The 14140-nt window shown below is 59.5% G+C and carries 15 protein-coding genes; 8 read left to right on the top strand and 7 right to left on the bottom strand.

The window, feature by feature from the left end; translation table 11 throughout:
* A partial coding sequence (locus WLY71_RS25255) for an MFS transporter (RefSeq protein ID WP_347805714.1) occupies positions 1–769 on the top strand: 769 nt, incomplete at its 5' end.
* Positions 770–806: 37 nt separating this feature from the next.
* Positions 807–2150 (top strand): glucarate dehydratase, encoded by a 1344-nt coding sequence (gene gudD, locus WLY71_RS25250; protein WP_347805713.1) that lies wholly within the window; start codon positions 807–809, stop codon positions 2148–2150.
* Positions 2151–2216: 66 nt separating this feature from the next.
* On the opposite strand, the gene WLY71_RS25245 is transcribed toward gudD, so the two are convergent.
* On the bottom strand, positions 2217–3137 hold the full coding sequence (locus tag WLY71_RS25245; protein WP_347805712.1) for a LysR family transcriptional regulator: 921 nt from the start codon (positions 3135–3137) through the stop codon (positions 2217–2219).
* A 142-nt stretch (positions 3138–3279) separates the two neighbouring features.
* Between WLY71_RS25245 and ampC the strand changes: the two genes are divergently transcribed.
* The gene (gene ampC / locus WLY71_RS25240) at positions 3280–4440 is read left to right on the top strand and encodes a class C beta-lactamase (RefSeq protein ID WP_425589962.1); all 1161 of its coding nucleotides are present in this window, start codon (positions 3280–3282) and stop codon (positions 4438–4440) included.
* A gap of 123 nt (positions 4441–4563) precedes the next feature.
* Here the strand turns inward: ampC and WLY71_RS25235 are convergent, their stop codons facing one another.
* Positions 4564–4932, bottom strand: a complete 369-nt coding sequence (locus WLY71_RS25235) for a DUF6124 family protein (protein ID WP_347805710.1) — start codon at positions 4930–4932, stop codon at positions 4564–4566.
* A gap of 316 nt (positions 4933–5248) precedes the next feature.
* The gene (locus tag WLY71_RS25230) at positions 5249–5797 is read right to left on the bottom strand and encodes a DUF4174 domain-containing protein (protein WP_347805709.1); all 549 of its coding nucleotides are present in this window, start codon (positions 5795–5797) and stop codon (positions 5249–5251) included.
* Positions 5798–5977: 180 nt separating this feature from the next.
* On the opposite strand from WLY71_RS25230, the gene WLY71_RS25225 reads away from it, so the two are divergent.
* On the top strand, positions 5978–6346 hold the full coding sequence (locus tag WLY71_RS25225; protein WP_347805708.1) for a VOC family protein: 369 nt from the start codon (positions 5978–5980) through the stop codon (positions 6344–6346).
* Positions 6347–6453: 107 nt separating this feature from the next.
* Here the strand turns inward: WLY71_RS25225 and WLY71_RS25220 are convergent, their stop codons facing one another.
* Together WLY71_RS25220 and WLY71_RS25215 are read right to left on the bottom strand one after the other, a co-directional pair.
* Complete coding sequence (locus tag WLY71_RS25220) at positions 6454–7239, bottom strand: sulfite exporter TauE/SafE family protein (RefSeq protein WP_347805707.1); 786 nt, start codon at positions 7237–7239, stop codon at positions 6454–6456.
* Positions 7240–7341: 102 nt separating this feature from the next.
* Positions 7342–8091, bottom strand: coding sequence for a hypothetical protein (locus WLY71_RS25215; protein ID WP_347805706.1), 750 nt, complete (start codon positions 8089–8091; stop codon positions 7342–7344).
* 204 nt (positions 8092–8295) lie between these two features.
* Here WLY71_RS25215 and WLY71_RS25210 point away from each other — a divergent pair, with 204 nt between their 5' ends.
* Positions 8296–9117 (top strand): aldo/keto reductase, encoded by an 822-nt coding sequence (locus WLY71_RS25210; RefSeq protein ID WP_347805705.1) that lies wholly within the window; start codon positions 8296–8298, stop codon positions 9115–9117.
* A gap of 29 nt (positions 9118–9146) precedes the next feature.
* Positions 9147–9617, top strand: coding sequence for a DUF1810 domain-containing protein (locus tag WLY71_RS25205; protein ID WP_347805704.1), 471 nt, complete (start codon positions 9147–9149; stop codon positions 9615–9617).
* On the opposite strand, the gene WLY71_RS25200 is transcribed toward WLY71_RS25205, so the two are convergent.
* Entirely contained in the window at positions 9582–11942 is a 2361-nt protein-coding gene (locus tag WLY71_RS25200; RefSeq protein WP_347805703.1) for a DNA polymerase II, read from the bottom strand. The genes WLY71_RS25205 and WLY71_RS25200 overlap by 36 nt on opposite strands.
* 352 nt (positions 11943–12294) lie before the next feature.
* On the opposite strand from WLY71_RS25200, the gene WLY71_RS25195 reads away from it, so the two are divergent.
* Positions 12295–12735, top strand: coding sequence for a CBS domain-containing protein (locus tag WLY71_RS25195; RefSeq protein WP_046056085.1), 441 nt, complete (start codon positions 12295–12297; stop codon positions 12733–12735).
* A 1-nt stretch (position 12736) separates the two neighbouring features.
* Here WLY71_RS25195 and WLY71_RS25190 read toward each other — a convergent pair whose 3' ends face one another.
* The gene (locus WLY71_RS25190; RefSeq protein WP_347805702.1) at positions 12737–13360 is read right to left on the bottom strand and encodes a glutathione S-transferase; all 624 of its coding nucleotides are present in this window, start codon (positions 13358–13360) and stop codon (positions 12737–12739) included.
* 159 nt (positions 13361–13519) lie between these two features.
* Between WLY71_RS25190 and WLY71_RS25185 the strand changes: the two genes are divergently transcribed.
* A complete protein-coding gene (locus tag WLY71_RS25185) occupies positions 13520–14041 on the top strand; it encodes a DUF3455 domain-containing protein (protein ID WP_347805701.1) in 522 nt (173 codons plus the stop codon).
* The last annotated feature ends 99 nt before the right edge of the window (positions 14042–14140 follow it).

The raw sequence follows: 14140 nt of genomic DNA, 5'->3' as shown, positions 1-14140 counted from the left end.
GTTCTCGGTCGGGCTGTGCGTGTTCGTCTGGTTCTGGCTGGACTCCAAACCCCACGACGCCAAATGGCTGAGCCGCGCCGAACAAGACGCGCTGGTCAAGGCCATCGACGACGAACAACTGGCCCGCGAAGCCGCGACGCCGATCAAACCGTCGTTGGGCAAGCTGCTCAAGGATCGCCAGATCATCCTGTTCTGCCTGATCTATTTCTTCATCCAATTGACCATCTACGCCGCGACCTTCTGGCTGCCGAGCATCATCAAAAAGATGGGCGACCTGAGCGATATTCAAGTCGGGCTGTTCAACTCGATTCCGTGGTTGCTGTCGATCGTCGGCATGTACGCCTTCGCTTCGCTGTCGGCCAAATGGAAACACCAGCAAGCCTGGGTCGCCGCGGCCCTGCTGATCGCAGCAGCCGGGATGTTCATGTCCACCACCGGTGGGCCGATCTTCGCCTTCGTCGCCATCTGCTTTGCTGCGCTGGGTTTCAAATCGGCGTCGTCGCTGTTCTGGCCGATTCCTCAGGCCTATCTGGATGCACGGATCGCGGCGGGTGTGATCGCGCTGATCAACTCGGTGGGCAACCTCGGCGGCTTTGTCGCGCCGACCACGTTCGGCCTGCTGGAAGAACGCACCGGCTCGATTCAGGGCGGGCTGTACGGCCTGGCCGCGACCTCGATCATTGCCGCGATCATCGTCTTCGCCGCACGCAATAAACCGAAACCCGCACCTGCTGTTGCTCTGGGCAAACCAGCGCCTAACCACGCCTGAACACTCATGCAAGAGCACTGCTTTGAAGGACATAAAAATGAACGCACAAGAAACCGCAAAAGCCCCGATCATCACCAGCATGCAGGTTGTTCCGGTGGCCGGCCACGATGGCATGTTGCTCAATTTGAGCGGCGCCCACGGGCCGTTTTTCACCCGCAACATCGTGATCCTGAAAGACAACGCCGGTCACACCGGCGTCGGTGAAGTACCGGGCGGCGAGCGCATTCGCCAGACCCTCGAAGACGCTCGCTCATTAGTGGTTGGCAGCCCGATCGGCACGTATCAGAAGATCCTCAATCAAGTGCGCCAGACCTTCGCCGATCGCGACGCCGGCGGTCGCGGTTTGCAGACGTTCGATTTGCGCATCACCATCCACGCCGTCACCGGCCTTGAAGCTGCGCTGCTTGATCTCCTGGGTCAGCACCTCGACGTGCCGGTCGCCGCCCTGCTCGGCGAAGGCCAGCAGCGTGATGAAGTGAAGATGCTGGGTTATCTGTTCTATGTCGGTGATCGCAACGAAACCGACCTGGTCTACCGCAGCGAACCGGACGCCGACAACGACTGGTTCCGCGTGCGTCACGAAAAAGCCATGACCGCCGACGCCGTGGTGCGCCTGGCCGAAGCCGCCCACGCCCGCTACGGTTTCAAGGACTTCAAACTCAAGGGCGGCGTGCTCAGTGGCGATGAAGAAATCGAAGCCGTCACCGCCCTGGCCGAACACTTCCCCGATGCGCGCATCACCCTCGATCCGAATGGCGCGTGGTCACTCAAGGAAGCCATTCGCCTGTGCCGGGATCAGCATCACGTCCTGGCTTACGCCGAAGACCCGTGCGGTGCGGAAAACGGTTATTCGGGCCGTGAAGTCATGGCTGAATTCCGTCGCGCCACGGGCCTGAAAACCGCCACCAACATGATCGCCACCGACTGGCGGGAAATGGGCCACGCGATCCAGTTGCAATCAGTGGACATTCCGCTGGCTGACCCGCACTTCTGGACGATGCAGGGCTCGGTCCGTGTGGCGCAGATGTGCCATGAGTGGGGCCTGACCTGGGGTTCGCATTCCAATAACCACTTTGATATTTCCTTGGCGATGTTCACCCACGTCGCGGCCGCCGCACCGGGTGAAATCACCGCCATCGACACCCACTGGATCTGGCAGGACGGTCAGCGCCTGACCAAAGCGCCGCTGCAAATCGTTGGCGGCTGTGTGCAAGTGCCGAAGAAGGCTGGGCTGGGCGTCGAATTGGACATGGATCAGTTGGCCAAGGCTCATGAGCTGTATAAAGGCATGGGACTGGGCGCCCGGGATGACAGCGTGGCGATGCAGTTTCTGAGTCCGGGCTGGAAGTTCGATAACAAGCGGCCGTGTCTGGTGCGCTAACGCTATTGGGATATCGCAATCCCCGTGGGAGCGAGCCTGCTCGCGAAGACGTCGGCACATCCACCCTCAATGTGACGGATAGACCGCTTTCGCGAGCAAGCTCGCTCCCACAGGTTCTTGCGCTGCTTGCAGCAACCATTGCTTGAACGCCGCCATCGCCGACGTTTCGGGGCGGGACTGTAAACGGGTCAGCCAGTAACTGCCGGTGGTGATCCCGATAGCGAACGGTTGCTCGATTGCTCCCGCTGCCAGTTGCCGGGCGAACATCAGCGGCGGCGCCAATGCCACCCCCGCCCCTTGCAGCGCCGCCTCCATCATCGCCAGCGACGAGTCGAAGACGATGCTTCGAGGCGGCGCTGTGTGGGTCGAGAGGCCCGTGGCCTGAAACCATTCGGGCCACTCGTCCGCGCGATAGGAACGCAACAGCGTTTGCTGCAACAGGTCTGTCGGTGTTTTCAATTGCCGGGCAATCTCGGGAACGCACAACACCGACAGCGGCGCCTCGACCAACCGCACCGCTTCAATGCCATGCCACGCCCCTGCGCCAAAACGAATGGCGAAATCCAGCCCTTCAGCCGCCACATCCACTCGATTGTTGTTGGTCGACAGACGCAAATCTATGAATGGATGTTTCGTCTGGAAGTCCGTCAACCGTGGCAACAACCAGCCCACCGCGAAGGTTCCCACCGCGCCGACCGTCAATACCTCACGAAAATGTCCGCCCTCGAATCGCCCAAGGGTTTGCGCGATACGGTCGAAAGACTCGCGCAACACCGGTAGCAAGATTTCGCCCTCGCTGGTCAACATCAGCCTGCGGGGCAAGCGCTTGAACAGGGCCACGCCAAGTTGAGACTCAAGGCTTTTGACCTGATGACTCACTGCCGCCTGCGTGACGCACAACTCCACCGCCGCCCGGGTGAAACTCAAATGACGGGCAGAGGCCTCGAAAGCGCGCAATGCATTGAGCGGTAATTGAGGACGGATCATATCGACTCCCAAATTTTTCTAATGGCTCGTCCGAAATATGCTCGGTTGTCGAAACTCGGCAGACTGCATAGATTTTGCTCGCCCCTCAGCGGCCAGGTTTGCAAAGCCGCTCGGAGTGTAGCGGTTAACACCCTTGAAACTCATGGAAAGTGAATCAATCATGCATAACAAGCTCGCGTCCTGCAGCGCTTTCGCACTTATCCTCAGCGCCGGTCATTGCGTTGCTGATGACCGCATCGAAGCCATCGTGACGGCCGCCATCGAACCGGTGATCCAGCAACAGCAGATCCCCGGTGTCGCGGTAGCCATCACCGTCAATGGCCAACCGCATTACTTTAACTACGGCGTGGCCTCGAAGGAAAACGGCAAAGCTGTCACCGAAGACACCCTGTTCGAGATCGGTTCGGTGAGCAAAACCTTCACTGCTACCCTCGCCGCCTACGCTCAGGCCACCGGCAAACTGTCCCTGTCGGACAAGGCCAGCAGCGTGCTGCCGGAGCTGCGTGGCAGCGCGTTCGATAACATCAGCGTGCTGCAACTGGGCACCTACAGCGCCGGCGGGCTACCGCTGCAATTCCCCAGCGATGCCGATGCACCGGACAAGATGCTCGGGTATTTCAAGCAGTGGAAACCGACCTATGCGGCGGGCACCCATCGGCAGTATTCGAACCCGAGCCTGGGGTTGTTCGGTTACCTCGCCGCCCAAAGCATGGGCGCGCCGTTTGATGACGTGATGGAAAAAACCCTGCTGCCGAAACTCGGACTAAAGCACACCTACCTCAAGGTGCCGCAGGCTCAGATGGGGCTTTATGCTCAGGGTTACAACAAGGATGGCAAGCCTGTACGGGTTGGGCCGGGGGCACTGGATTCGGAGGCGTATGGCGTGAAAACCAGTGCTGCGGATTTGATTCGGTATGTTGAAGCGAACATGAAACCGACTCTCCTTGAAGATCCGATGCAGCGGGCAATCGCCGCGACGCATACCGGTTACTACAAGGTGGGCGAGATGACTCAGGGGCTGGGTTGGGAGTTCTACCACTATCCGGTCACCCTAGACAGATTGCTGGCGGGTAACTCGACGCAGATGGCGACGCAAGCTCACGAAGTCCAGTGGCTGACCCCGCCGCAACCTCAACCAGAAAACGTATTGATCAACAAAACCGGCTCAACAAGCGGCTTCGGTGCCTACGTGGCGTATGTGCCGTCGAAAGACATCGGCATAGTGATCCTGGCCAACAAAAACTACCCGAACCCTGAGCGGATCAAGATTGCTCATACGATATTGAGCGCACTGGCAAAGTAGCCAAGAGCAACTAGATCTCCCTGTAGCAGCAGCCTCGCAGGCTCGGCAGCTGCTACAGGTCTTTGGCGGGCAAACAAAATGGGCGACCCCTTTGAGGTCGCCCATTGTCGTTACTGCGTCAGCTCAATGCCGAGTCGGCGGCTGAGCGTCAGGTGCATCGCCTCTCGGATCAAGATTTTCCCGTGCCTGATTCACCAACAACCCGGTGACCGCCGCCAATTGCTGAATCGACAGCAGCACCTTGCGGTTCGAGCCTTCCAGTTTCCCGGCAAAATTCGCAATCAGGACATTCAGGGAGGCAAGGTTTTCGCAGGCTTGATTTAGCAGGGTTAGTGTGTCGACACCAGGAGCAACAGTGAAAATCTGCTGGGTCGTGTCGGTACGCCTGGGACTTCGGGTGACTGCGCCTTTTGCGGTTTCACACAGCTTCGCGGGATCGAGATGATCGGCGTCGGTCAGGGTTTGCGGTTGATGCTTGCTGAACTTTTTCACAGACGAGGCTCCTTTTTGTGCCATTGGTGTTTTCGTCCCTGGATCCCTCAGTGTCGCGGACTCCCACGTCCGACCGCGATTTTGCGGTGGCTGACGAAGGCTAGCGGTGCTCTCTGACAGAAACCAGTTCATAAAGACCGACAGGACTTGCAGGAAACTTCCGAGACCAATAGAAACCAGTACATCTCACCCCGAAACGCCCGGTTTTTTTGTAGCTGCTGCCGAGCAAACAAAATGGGCGACCTCTTGAGGTCGCCCATTTTTCATTGTTGTAGCAGCTGGCGCAGGCTGCGCCCGCTGCTACAAAAGTCTGCGTTTAATCATCCGGCATTTCAGGCGGCTTGGCAGGCTTCGCCGGTTTGCCCGGTTTTGCGCCTTTGGCGCCGTTGGCCGGTGCGGCTTCAGTGACCGGCGGCGGTGTCGGCACCGTGGCTTCTTGCTCTGTCGCCGGCAATTGGTCGACGGCGGCGAAAATCTCCTTCAGCTCGATCGCTCCCGATTGTTCAAGTTTCTTTTCCCCGTCCTTGCCCACCAGGATGACTTTGCTCTTCGCGCCGGCACCCAACTTGAGCGAGCGGATCAATGCCGCCGTGTCTTGTGGTCCCAGGTCTTTGCCCTCGCGCTGGCCCATCAAATTGAGCACGGTGTACAGGACCATGTTTCGCTCGGTGAACCCTTTGCGATTGGCCGGCTCATCCAGCGACTTTTTCAGGCTGACCCACGTGGGATCGACCGTACTTGGAGCGATGACAATCAACGGCCGGGACCTGCCCTTGTCCATATCCAGCGGTGAGCCGTCATCGGCAGCGAACAAGGGGCCGGCGAAAGCCAGCAGGGTAGTCAGGGTCAATGACCTGATGAGCATGCGCATCTCCTTTTGATATCCACGCTCTAATGATTGCGCATCGCGGCGTTCGTTCCGGGTGACGCACCGCAATTGTGTCTCGCCTTGCCCCAAGCTTAGGTCAGGGCGGTCATTGCGCAACAGGCTGAGCTAATCTCATAGCTCAACAACCAAGCCCTGATCCGCCGTGAGGACCTGTGCATGAGCGCTCAGTTGAACCACACCATCGTCTGGTGTCGCGACAAGCAGACATCAGCCAACTATCTGGCAGACATCCTCGGTCTGCCCTGCCCCGAACCCTTCGGCCCGATGCTGATCGTCAAGTTCGACAACGATGTGTCGCTGGACTTCTACGACAATGACCCGCCGATTGCCTCCCAGCACTACGCGTTTTTGATCGGTGACGACGATTTCGATGCGGCCTTCGCCCGCCTGCAAGCCCGACAGCAACCCTGGTGGGCCGACCCCGGCAAACAACGACCAAACGAGATCAACGATTACGGCGGTGGCCGGCGAGTTTACTTCGATGACCCGGACGGGCATCTGCTGGAAATTCTGACCCGGCCCTAAGCCGCGCTCGCCAGCACCTCGCGGTGCTTGAGCCAACCTTTGTGGCGGTGCGCGGTTCACTGAGAATCAGCAGCAGGCTTTTGGGTTTGTTTCTGGAACGGGCGGAATCAGAACGCCAGTTTGTACCCGATCAGCACCAGCATCGTGGCCAGGCAAGGTCGCAGCACTTCATCGGAGATGCGGCCCGTCAGGTGGCTGCCCAGGTAAATCCCCGGCAGCGAACCGACCAGCAAATAACCCAGCACGTGCCAATCCATGTTGCCCATGCTTGCATGGCCGAGGCCGGCAACCAGGGTCAGCGGTACGGCGTGCGCGATTTCCGTGCCCACCAGACGGCGGGTAGGCAGCAGCGGATAGAGAATGAACAACGCGACGGTGCCCAGGGCGCCAGCACCGATGGAGGTCAGGGCAACCATGGTGCCGAGGACCAGGCCGGTGATCACGGTCAGCACATTCAAGCGATTGCCGCTGGGGTTGTAATGACCGCCCGCGCGTTTGTGGGCGAAATCGAGCAGGCGTTTCTTGAAAAAAATCGCCAGCGCCGTGGCAAACAGGACAAAACCCAAGGCCTGTTTGATGACCGCGTTCATCGCCTCGGGCGACGTTTGCAAGGTGCTCAGAAACCACAGCGTCAGCGCCACCGCCGGCACACTGCCGAGGGTCAACCAACCGGTAATCGCCCAGTCGATGTTCTTGTTCTTTCTATGAACCAGCACGCCACTGGACTTGGTAATCGCCGCGTACAGCAAATCCGTCCCCACTGCGGTGGCCGGATTGACGCCGAACCACAACAGAATGGGAGTCATCAACGAACCGCCACCGACCCCAGTCATCCCGACAATAAAGCCGACCACCAGACCTGCCACGACTAAACCGAAATTACCGAATTCCATTAACACGCCCACAAAAAACGCATGAAAAATCTGGCCCGCAGCATAGCGATTTTTCTTATAACCACTTATATCGATGCGATCTATCTTTATGCACTTCCTTGCTTATTGCACCGGCAAGAAATTCAAAAACAGTAAACTCTGCGCATAATTCAAGCCGATCCGTCGGTAGCGCTCGTCCAGCATCTGCGTCAGCAGGTCCAGCCGCGCGATGATCTTGCCGAACTCCACGGCAAAACTCAGGTTGCTGCCCTCCTCCGAAATTTCGTTGGAGAACAGCAACGGCTCGCCGTTCTTGCTTTGCCGCTGGCTGAGTATCCAGGTGGCTTTCTCGATGTTGCGGACAGCGTTGCTGACGAACGTCGGATTGATCGCATCCGTCATGTAGAACTCGAGCCGATTGCCGTGGGCGGTGACGAGCATGCTGCCGATGGCATAGATGAAGGCACCGACCCGGTCGCCGAGAAATTCCGGGCTCATGGCGTAACTCAGCGCTGCCAGGTCTTTTTTGCCCCCCAGGGTCGGCAGCGGCTGTTGCTGTTCGATGGCCATGCGCACTTGCTTGCCAGCGGTGCGGGCGTCGAGGAAACCGGATTTTTTCAGCTCGTCCGGGTTGCGCAGGTAAAGCTTGCTCATCAGCAGGTAGAGGCTGTCGAGGTTGTCACGCATCGCCAGGGTCGCCATGCGGTCGACGCTGGTCTGGAGGAATTCCTGGGGTTGGCCTTCGCGAAACTGGCTGACGATGTCGCTGCCCTGCTGCTGACTGCACCCGGAGGCGGCGAGCATCGACAAGCAGGCCAACAGCAGGCAACGGCGGCGGATTGGTGTGGCGGTGAGGGGTAAAACTCGAGCCATGGGTTATTGAACTTGGGCATGGGCCGGCGGTGGGGATTCGCCGCAGGCTGGCCAAGGATAGAGCCGTGAATCCTTAAAAAGTGCAGTGCCGACGGTCCGTAAGCGTTGGCAACCCGGGACACCTCCTTTCTGGGGCTCGACGGAACCACCGGGCTATTCTGCTGCCCATTGAAGTATCGATTGAAATTCAGAAAGGAGGTTTGAATGCGGACCCTCGAACTGGCCGGCGTCCACGTACCGGTCATCGGCCAAGGCACCTGGCGCATGGGAGAAGATCGTTCCCGGCAGACCCAGGAAGTGGCTGCATTGCGCTTGGGCATCGAATTGGGCATGACCCTCATCGACACCGCTGAAATGTACGGCGAGGGCGGCGCTGAGGCAGTGGTCGGTGAAGCCATCGCCGGCAGACGTGACGAAGTGTTTCTGGTCAGCAAGGTTTACCCGCACAACGCCAGCAGCAAAGGCATCCCCCAGGCGTGCGAACGCAGTCTGCGGAGGCTGGATACCGATTACATCGACCTCTACCTGCTGCACTGGCGCGGCCAGTACCCCCTCGAAGAAACGGTCGAAGCCTTCGAGCGCCTGCGCGAAGAAGGCAGGATAGGTCGCTGGGGCGTCTCCAATTTTGATGTCGACGACCTGGAGGAACTGGCCTCACCGGCCTGTGCCACCAATCAGGTGCTCTACAACCTGGAAGAACGCGGCATCGAGTTTGATCTGTTGCCCTGGAGCCACCAGCATCAAATGCCGGTCATGGCCTACTGTCCGATCGGCCAGGGTGGGCCTATGCTCAACCATACAACGCTCAAACAAATAGCCGCCCGTCACCGTGTGACGCCGGCCCAGGTAGCGCTGGCATGGATGCTGCGTAACGAAGGCGTGATCGCCATCCCCAAAGCGGTCCGCCCCGAGCACGTGCAGCTCAACGCGCAAGCGGCGCAATTGCAATTGGAGACTGGGGATCTGGAGGCGCTGGACCAGGCGTTTCGCGCGCCACAACGCAAACAGCGGTTGGCCATGGTCTGAGCCATCGCAGTCTGTCAGAGGGCTTCGGCATGAGAAGCACTGATCAGGACGATTCCTTTAATCTGCAACGCTTTATCCAGGCACAGGACCCGGTGTTCAAACGGGTCCAGGCCGAGCTGAACGCCGGCCACAAGCGCAGTCACTGGATGTGGTTCATCTTTCCGCAATTCGCAGGGTTGGGCGGCAGCGAGATGTCCCGCCACTTTGCCATTCGTTCCAAAGAGGAAGCTGTGGCGTACCTCAATCATCCACGGCTGGGCTCACGGTTGCGCACCTGCACGCAAATGGTGCTGAACATCGAAAACAGCTCGATTGCCGGCATATTCGGCCATCCCGACGATCTCAAGTTTCACTCTTCCATGACGCTGTTCGCCCAGGTAGCCGGCGCTAACAGCGACTTTCATCGAGCACTTGACCAGTATTTCCACGGCATCCTAGATGACTGGACGTTGTTGCTGCTCGACTCAAAACAGGCCCAACTGCCCACCAATCAAGGTTGAAAAGTCGTCGTCCACGAAGGGCAGAATGGCGTCCGCCACCGGTTGCAGTTGCCGGGTGACGTAGTGGTCGTAGTCGATGGGCGCGCTGCGGATTTCCAGCGGCTCGGGCCCGGCGACGGTGATCACGTAACTGATCCAGCCACCGTTCTGGTATTGCCGCGGACGGCCCTGCTGGTCGTTGTAATCATCGGCAATCCGCGCAGCCCGCACATGCGGCGGCACATTGCGCTGATAGTCATCGAGGGTGCGGCGCAGGCGCTTGCGGTAGATCAGGCGATCGTCGAACTCCCCCGCCAACGTCTTGCGCACGTAGTCGCGCACATAATCCTGATAGGGTTTGCGATTGAAGATGCGCAGGTACAGCTCCTGCTGGAATTGCCGGGCCAGCGGCGACCAGTCGGTGCGCACGGTTTCCAGGCCTTTGTAGACCATTTCGTCGGTGCCATCGGCGCGGGTCACAAGCCCCGCATAGCGTTTCTTGCTGCCCTCCTCGGCGCCGCGAATGGTCGGCATCAGAAAGCGCTTGTAGTGGGTTTCGAACTGCAACTCCAACGCACTTTCCAGACCGTATTGCTGCTGCACATGCTCGCGCCACCACTGGTTGACGTGATCCACCAGCGCGCGGCCAATCTGTGCAGCTTCTTGTTGACCATGTGCACGGCGCAGCCAGACGAAGGTCGAGTCGGTGTCGCCGTAAATCACCGTGTGGCCCTGGGCTTCGATCAGCTGTCGCGTACGCAGCATGATCTCGTGACCGCGTAGCGTGATGGACGACGCCAGGCGTGTGTCGAAGAAACGGCAACCGCTGGAACCGAGCACGCCGTAAAAGGCGTTCATGATGATTTTCAGGGCCTGGGACAACGGCGCATTGTGTTCGCGCTTGGCGGTTTCGCGCCCTTCGGCGACCCGGGCGACAATGGCGGGCAGGCAATGCCGGGTTCTGGAAAAACGCGCGCCGCGAAAGCCTGGCACCGACTCGCTGTCATCGGGATGTTTGAGCCCCTCGATCAAGCCCACCGGGTCGATGAGGAAGGTTCGGATGATCGATGGATAGAGGCTTTTGTAGTCGAGCACCAGCACCGATTCGTACAGGCCCGGTTGCGAGTCCATGACAAACCCGCCGGGGCTGGCTTGCGCAGGCTTGTTCCCAAGGTTCGGCGCGACGAAACCCTGGCGGTGCATCAGCGGCATGTACAGGTGCGTGAACGCCGCCACCGAGCCGCCGCTGCGATCCGCCGGCAAACCGGTGACGCTGGCCCGTTCCAGCAGGAAGGTCAGCAGCTCGGTCTTGGCGAAAATCCGCGTCACCAGCTCGCAGTCCTTGAGGTTGTACTTGGCCAGGGCCGGTTTGTCCTCGGCGAACCTGCGGTTGATTTCGTCCATGCGCTGGTACGGATTGTCGATCGACTTGCCCTCGCCAAGCAGGGTTTGCGCGACGTTTTCCAGGCTGAACGAGGGGAAACTCCAGGTCGCCGAGCGCAGGGATTCGATGCCGTCGATGATCAGCCGGCCGGCGGCCGAGGCGAAGTAATGGTTGCGGCTACCGTGTTCACGCCACTGCATTTCTTCGCCGCCACGCCCCAGTCTCAGCGGCACCGCCAGGCGCCGGGCGTGTTCGTGGAGCACGCGCAGGTCGAATTGCACGACGTTCCAGCCGATGATCGCGTCGGGGTCATGGCGGGCGAACCATTCGTTGAGTTTTTTCAGTAGCAGGGTTCGGGAATCGCAGTATTCGAGCTGGAAATCCACTGCGCTGTCGTCGCCATTGGGCGGGCCGAGCATGTAGACCTGGCGCTCGCCGCAGCCTTCCAGGGCGATGGAGTACAGCTCGCCCTGAGCGGTGGTTTCGATGTCCAGGGAGACCAGCCTGAGGCTCGGGCGATAGTCGGGGTCGGGTTTCATCTGCGCATCGAGCAGCAGGCCCTCGGCGTTCGGCGTGCCACTGAACCGGACCGGTGCGGTGATGAAACGCTCCATCATGTAGCGTTCCGGCGGGCGCACGTCGGCTTCGAAGATGTCGACGCCGGCCTTGCGCAGCGCGGTTTCCAGGCGTATCAACTGACCGTGCTGCTGGCAATACAGACCGAGTACCGGGCGGTGCTCGAAATCCAGCAACGCCAACGGCCGCAGCTCGACGTTCTTTTCGCCGCGCAGCAGCGCTTCGGCCTGCTCGCGCTGGGCTGCGGGGATGAACGCCACCGACGGTTGATGAGGCAGGCGGATCCGCTGGGGACCGGTGTCGGTCGCCAGCCAGAACTCGACTTCCGTACCGGCCGGGGTATCGCGCCAATGCCGGGTCAGGACGAAGCCCCGCTGTAAATCCACCACTGCAACCTCACATTTGATTCAGGTCGCAATTCTACTCGTCATCGAAGGCGATAGCCCGTCTGGCTCCAACGTCTCGGACAGACCTAGAACCTGTGGGAGCGAGCTTGCTCGCGATAGCGGTGTGACAGGCAATAGAGATGTCGAATGCTATGGCCTCATCGCGAGCAAGCTCGCTCCCACAGGGTTTGATGGAGCCCATGGATGAGTGAATAACTATGGAATACTCCAGGTTTTCGGAAGAAAAACCGCTGAATGGCGTTTTTTGCGTGTTATCTGCCGTTTTCTGCCTTGCCCTCAGCGCCCGTGTCTACGATTCTTCAAGGACAACGACAACACCTGAGAAACTGCCATGAAAACCGTCGCCCAACTGCTGAAGTTAAAGGCTGAACAGAATCATGAAGTCCACACCATTGCGCCGCATCAAATGGTGCTGGAAGCGCTGATGGTCATGGCCGCGAAAAACGTCGGCGCATTGCCGGTCGTGAAAAATGGCGAGGTTGTGGGCATCATCAGCGAGCGTGACTATGCGCGCAAACTCGTGCTCAAGGGCCGTTCCTCCGTCGGTACGCCGGTCGAAGACATCATGGTGTCGCCGGTGATCACCGTGGACACCCATCAAACCGTCGAAACCTGCATGGGCATCATGTCCGACAAACGCCTGCGCCACTTGCCGGTGGTGGAAAACGGCCAGTTGATCGGCTTGCTGTCAATCGGCGACCTGGTTAAGGAGGCCATCGCCGAACAGGCTGAGCTGATTCGCCAGTTGGAGCAGTACATCCGCGGCGAATAGATCAATCCGGCCAATGCCGCGCGAAGACTGGTGCCAATGTCGGGTGCCGGTCGATGCGCGTAAGCCACGCGAAAAACCCGGGCCTTGCACTGCGTAAATGTTCCCGACTGCCCGCCCATCTGGAAACCACCGCCGCCAGCACATCCAGCGCCCCCGGCGTCTCATCGCCCAGATACAAATCGCCCGAAAACTGATCGGCAAACACCTCCCAACTCCTGTGCAGTCGCGCGCGCGCGCCGGCCATGAGGTTTTGCCTGGACGATTCATCCGCCTCGGCCAGCCAGCGCTCGGGGTAATCGATGATGCCAATCGCCGAATAGCAATTGCTGACGATGTACACCAGGCCGCGAATGGCCTGATCCCGCGCGGCGGTGTTTTTCGGCAACAGGTTTGATTTGGGGAACGTGAGCCCCAGGTGAATCAGAATCGCCGCGCTCTCGGTGAGAACGCTGCCATCGGGCAATAGCAGTGTCGGGATCTGCTTGAGCGGATTGAGTTTTTCCAGCGCGTGGGTCGCCTCGGGAGAGGTTTCAACGTCGATGAAGCGGTAAGGGATTTCGCAAAGCTCCAGTGCCGCTTCTATCGCGGCAGCGCCGGAGTTCTGGTGTCCGTAGAGCTGGTACATAAGCACCCCCCTTTTTCGATTGTCTCTTTGTAGCAACTGACTCTGACCATGCTGGAAAATTTCTTTTTATGCCACTGCATCCAAATCGCTTTCCGATGGGTAGTACCTGTAGCAGCCCTGATGCTGCCAAGCGGGTTACTCATTTAAGGAGAGACATTCATGAACGCCAAACAGCTGATTTGCCTTGCCGGATTGCTCGCAGCCCTCCCTGCGGCCTACGCCCAGACCGACCTGCCGGACAGCATCAAAGTCCCGGACGGACACAAGGTCACCCTGGAAACCACCGGAGTCGGCGAGATCACTTACGAATGCCGTGACAAGGCTAATGCCGTCGGCCAGACCGAGTGGTTCTTTGTCGGGCCTAAAGCGGTGCTCAATGATCGCAGTGGCAAACAGGTCGGCACCTACTTCGGGCCGCCTGCTACCTGGCAAGCGAAGGATGGTTCGAAAGTCACCGGTACCCAACTGGCTGTCGCGCCGTCGAGCCCGGGCAACCTGCCCTATCAATTGGTCAAGGCCAATCCGGCTGAAGGCAAAGGCGCGATGACGGGCGTCAGCTACATCCAGCGCGTAGCCCTCAAAGGTGGCGTGGCCCCGAGCGTTGAATGCTCGGCGGCCAATAAGGGCAAGCAAGAAGTGGTGAAGTACCAGGCGGATTATATTTTCTGGGCGGCCAACTGAAACCAGGTCCGCGGAAAATTGGTCTACGCTGCTCTGCATATGCCCCGGCGCTCTGGCCCGGGGCTACTGCCCATTCTTGACGGCTGAGCACAGTGTCCT

Origin of the sequence: Pseudomonas rossensis (genome assembly GCF_039888995.1) — a bacterium.
GTDB classification, from domain to species: Bacteria; Pseudomonadota; Gammaproteobacteria; order Pseudomonadales; family Pseudomonadaceae; genus Aquipseudomonas; species Aquipseudomonas rossensis.
Note: the sequence above shows the minus strand (reverse complement) of the source record. Positions and strands in the feature narration are given on the sequence as shown.

Excerpts from the sequence above, each read along its gene's own strand:
- gudD (WP_347805713.1), top strand. The coding sequence starts at position 807 with ATGAACGCACAAGAAACCGCAAAAGCCCCGATCATCACCAGCATGCAG.
- WLY71_RS25245 (WP_347805712.1), bottom strand. The coding sequence starts at position 3,137 with ATGATCCGTCCTCAATTACCGCTCAATGCATTGCGCGCTTTCGAGGCC.
- ampC (WP_425589962.1), top strand. The coding sequence starts at position 3,280 with ATGGAAAGTGAATCAATCATGCATAACAAGCTCGCGTCCTGCAGCGCT.
- WLY71_RS25230 (WP_347805709.1), bottom strand. The coding sequence starts at position 5,797 with ATGCTCATCAGGTCATTGACCCTGACTACCCTGCTGGCTTTCGCCGGC.
- WLY71_RS25225 (WP_347805708.1), top strand. The coding sequence starts at position 5,978 with ATGAGCGCTCAGTTGAACCACACCATCGTCTGGTGTCGCGACAAGCAG.
- WLY71_RS25220 (WP_347805707.1), bottom strand. The coding sequence starts at position 7,239 with ATGGAATTCGGTAATTTCGGTTTAGTCGTGGCAGGTCTGGTGGTCGGC.
- WLY71_RS25215 (WP_347805706.1), bottom strand. The coding sequence starts at position 8,091 with ATGGCTCGAGTTTTACCCCTCACCGCCACACCAATCCGCCGCCGTTGC.
- WLY71_RS25210 (WP_347805705.1), top strand. The coding sequence starts at position 8,296 with ATGCGGACCCTCGAACTGGCCGGCGTCCACGTACCGGTCATCGGCCAA.
- WLY71_RS25205 (WP_347805704.1), top strand. The coding sequence starts at position 9,147 with ATGAGAAGCACTGATCAGGACGATTCCTTTAATCTGCAACGCTTTATC.
- WLY71_RS25195 (WP_046056085.1), top strand. The coding sequence starts at position 12,295 with ATGAAAACCGTCGCCCAACTGCTGAAGTTAAAGGCTGAACAGAATCAT.
- WLY71_RS25190 (WP_347805702.1), bottom strand. The coding sequence starts at position 13,360 with ATGTACCAGCTCTACGGACACCAGAACTCCGGCGCTGCCGCGATAGAA.
- WLY71_RS25185 (WP_347805701.1), top strand. The coding sequence starts at position 13,520 with ATGAACGCCAAACAGCTGATTTGCCTTGCCGGATTGCTCGCAGCCCTC.